The 4,166-nt window shown below is 46.5% G+C and carries 2 protein-coding genes; one reads left to right on the top strand and one right to left on the bottom strand.

Annotation, left to right across the window (positions count from 1 at the left end; translation table 11 throughout):
• Nucleotides 1–68 precede the first annotated feature (68 nt).
• On the top strand, nt 69–776 hold the full coding sequence (locus QUA38_RS27755) for an ABC transporter ATP-binding protein (RefSeq protein ID WP_333162984.1): 708 nt from the start codon (nt 69–71) through the stop codon (nt 774–776).
• A 114-nt stretch (nt 777–890) separates the two neighbouring features.
• Here QUA38_RS27755 and QUA38_RS27750 read toward each other — a convergent pair.
• Nucleotides 891–4,166 (bottom strand): response regulator (locus QUA38_RS27750; RefSeq protein WP_333167574.1); only part of this gene is annotated, 3,276 nt, incomplete at its 5' end.

Below are 4,166 nucleotides of genomic sequence, written 5' to 3'. Positions count from 1 at the left end.
AATAAATGCAATAAAAATTTATAATTAGTCTGGATAATATAATAAAGCACAAAGCAGAAAGAGTAATTATGTTGGAAATTAAAGACATTCACACTTACTACGGAAATATCCACGCTCTCAAAGGAGTATCGCTAACAGTCTCGCAGGGAGAAGTTGTGACATTAATCGGCAGCAACGGGGCGGGGAAAACGACCACTCTCCGCACGATTCAAGGACTGCTGCGCCCGCGCCAAGGCACTGTATTATTTGAGGGAAAGCCTTTAGAAGCACTATCTACAGAGGCGATCGTCCGTTTGGGGATTTCTCAAAGTCCCGAAGGGCGGTTGATTTTTCCGCGCATGACGGTGCAAGAAAACCTAGAAATGGGCGCTTATCTCCGCAACGATACTCTCGGTATCAAGTCCGATATGGAAAAAGCATTAAATTTATTTCCTCGTTTGCGAGAAAGAATTAGTCAAAAAGGGGGAACTCTCAGCGGTGGCGAACAGCAAATGCTGGCGATCGGCCGGGCTTTGATGTCGCGCCCCCGCTTGTTATTATTGGACGAGCCGAGTATGGGATTGGCACCGATGTTAGTCAGTCAAATTTTTGCGATCGTCCGCGATATTAATGCTGAAGGAACAACTATTTTACTGGTGGAACAAAACGCCCGCATGGCTTTAAGTGTAGCCCATCGCGGCTATGTCATCCAAACTGGTCAGGTTGTAGTCGCTGGTACTGCTAGCGATTTGCAGTCAAATGAAACTGTTCGCAAAGCATATTTAGGTGAAAGTTAAATATGGGAATTGGGCATTGGGAATTGGGCATTGGGAATTGGGCATTGGGCATTGGTAATTGGTTATTGAAACTGACAAATAACCAATAACAACCAACAAATAAAAAATAACAAATTACCCTATTTGCGATCGCAACTTCCCCGTTTCCAATTCCGTCTCAAAAGCCGCTCGCACCTTTTCCCACTCCGCTTGGGCTTCCAACAGGCGATCGCGCGCCGTACTCACATCAAAAACCTGTTCTCCTCCAGACTCAACCGCCACGCGGCCCATATACTCCAACTCCTTGCAAACAGCAGAAAAAGACACGGCTCCTAAATTGGCGCTGCTCGACTTCAGCGTGTGAGAAGCCAGCTTCAAACTATCAGCATCGCCCAGAAAAATAGCCTCCTTAATAGTTTCTAAATGTTGCGGTGCGTCTTCCAAATATATCTTAATCAGTTCCCCCAAAAAATCTGGGTCTTCATCATCGTCTAGCTCGCGGAGATTTTGCAAAATATGAAAATCAATCGGCGAATCGGCTCCCGGTTGAACGCTCGAAGATGCCGCAGCATCACTGTCAATGTGATCAGAAATATCTTGATTGTTTTGCTCAGTAACCGCATCCAATTCATCCCGCTTCAGAGGTGAGCACTTGCTCAAGGCGATCGCCAACTCTTCCCGGCGCACCGGCTTAGTAATATAATCGTCCATACCTGCTTCCAGACACTTTTCGCGATCGCCCTGCATCGCATTAGCAGTCATCGCAATAATTCTCGGCTTCTTGTTAGCAGGCCATTCCTGACAAATGCGGCGCGTCGCTTCCAACCCATCCATGTTCGGCATCTGCACATCCATCAGCACAACATCGTAAGATTGCCGCTTCAAGGCCTCCAAAACCTCCAACCCATTAGCTGCAATATCAGCCCGATATCCTATCCTGTCGAGTAAATGCGTAGCGACTTTTTGATTCACCACATTGTCCTCAGCCAGCAAAATCCGAATCTGAGTAGAATTAGTTGCATCCTGTCCGGCAGAATTCGTCGCAACCTGCCTCAAAACAGCAGGCGTCCGCTGCACGCGGTGTTGTTCTTGAGAATTTTCAAAATACTTCAATCCCGAAGTCAAAGTTACCACATTTGAAACTTCTCCCCTGCCGCTTCTGCCAGTAACATATCCAAAAACTTGCAGCAACACATTATAAAACTGCGATTGTTTTAAAGGTTTAGTTAAAAAAGCAGAAAAATGTACTTCTGTAGTTTCAAGTTTTTTCCAAACTTCCGCCTTACTTAAATAAGTAAACAGCACCAAAGGTAGTGCTATTTTGCGAGGGCTTTTAACGCTGACATTCGGATTTAGACCCTCGCCGCCGGACAAATTGCTCAGCTCAAATTTCCGAATCTCCACAGCCAAAGCCACACCGTCCATATCTGGTAGATTCATCGCCAAAATAGCTAAATCGAGCGGCGAATTTCCTTTGATGATTTCCAACGCCTCAGCACCCGAAGTTACAGCCACGGGTATCATTCCCCAAGACTCTGCCTGCCGGATCAAAACTTGCCGATTAATGGCATGATGCTCAACAATTAACAAGCGCTTACCAGCGGCAAATTCGGGCCTTTTTTCCTCAGCCCGGATGTCATTCGCTTCCGCAGTCACCGTGAAATAAAAAATCGAACCCGAACCCGACATCGACGGCGGAGTAAATTCTGCAGGCGACATTCCAGCGATACTTTGTCCGATCGCAGAAACTCCCGGTTGAGACTTAAAACTTCCCGGAGTAACCTGGCTGACAACCCACATTGTACCGCCCATCATATCGCTCAAACGCTGGCTGATAGCCAGTCCCAAACCCGTCCCGCCGTAATGTCGCGTTGTCGAAGCATCCACCTGCGAAAAAGCTTTAAACAGGCGATCCATCCGGTCTGGCGGAATGCCAATTCCCGTATCTTGGACAGCAAATTGAATCTCGTATTGTTTGCTACGTGCCAACTCTCCCTGATTAATTGCTAGCGGTTGTGGCGCTAGAATATTAATTTTATCTGGTGAACTATTAGCAGCTACCTGTTCAATTTGCCTAGCCGTACAGCACACCACAATTTCTCCAGATTCTGTAAACTTAACTGCATTGCCCAGCAGATTTACCAAAATTTGGCGCAGTCTCGTGACATCTCCTAAAATGTTTTTCGGAACAGAATCATCAATAAAGTAAGCCAGCTCTAAACCTTTTTCTGAGGCTCTCGGAGCCAGTAATTCCAGAGATTCTTCTATACAGTTTTGCAGCTCGAAGGGGCTGCGTTCCAAATCCAATTTTCCTGATTCAATCTTGGAAAAGTCGAGAATATCGTTAATAATAGTCAGCAAAGCATCGCCGCTGGTACGAATTGTCTCCACAAAATCCCGCTGTTCTGGAGTTAGTTCCATATCCAACAGCAAGCCCGTCATCCCGATTACCGCATTCATCGGAGTGCGAATTTCGTGACTCATAGTCGCTAAAAATTCGCTCTTAGCTCTATTAGCAACTTCCGCCGCTTGTCGTGCTTGATCCAAAGCTTCATTTTGCTCTGCTAACTGTCGCTGTCGCTGAACTTCGGTTTCTAAAAGTTGTGCTTGAGCTAAGGTAATGCCGACTTGAGCAGCAACATCTTCTAATAGTTCAATTTCGTCGGGATTCCACTGCCGAGTTGCATCGCACTGGTGCAAAGTAATAATTCCATTCGGTTCTCCTTGATAGGAAGTGCGAACAGCCAACATAGATTTTAATCCGATGCGGCGGCACATCGGCCCCGAAGATTCCAGCAAAGGATCGGCAAACACATCGGGAGATGCCAGGGCTATATCTTCAGCGAGGAGTTTTTCTGTGTAGGGGTTATAAGTGACAGAAAGTTCTAAATCTAAAGCCGATTCGTGACCGGGTTCTAAGTATTCCGCAACGCAAGGAAGGTGGGGATAAGGTTCAGAAAGATAGGTGTGAATTGTACAGCGATTGACACCAAATACGCGGCCGATTTGGGTGGCGGTAGTTTGAAAAATTTCTTGAGTGTCTAAGGTCGATCGCACTTTTTGAGTAATTTGTTTGAGTAGTAAAACGCGCTGGTACTGACGTTGCAAAGTTCGCTCTCGCTCTTCGCGGGCAATTTCTGCGCCGATGTAATTGCCCATCAACTTTAAAATTTCAAAATTCAGCGGTTTAAAAGGAGATTTAGTGGTGCGGGAAGTAAAGCTCAAAGTGCCAAAAACTCGCCCTTGCACTATTACCCTCGTGCCCACAAAAGCCTCCAACTTGCGGACGCTGTAAGCGGGGTGGTTGCGCCACTGAGTAGTGCCGGCTGATTCGACAGAAATAGGTTCGCTCGATCGCAAAACCTCTCGCTCAAAGGTTCTGCTCAAAGCAAAACCGTCTCCTTTAGCAAA

The sequence above is a fragment of the Microcoleus sp. Pol12B4 genome (assembly GCF_036701385.1).
In the GTDB taxonomy this organism is placed as follows: domain Bacteria; phylum Cyanobacteriota; class Cyanobacteriia; order Cyanobacteriales; family Microcoleaceae; genus Microcoleus.
This window is presented reverse-complemented; position numbering and strand designations above follow the sequence as displayed.

Coding starts and splice junctions, on each gene's coding strand:
- QUA38_RS27755 (WP_333162984.1), top strand. CDS start 69: ATGTTGGAAATTAAAGACATTCACACTTACTACGGAAATATCCACGCT.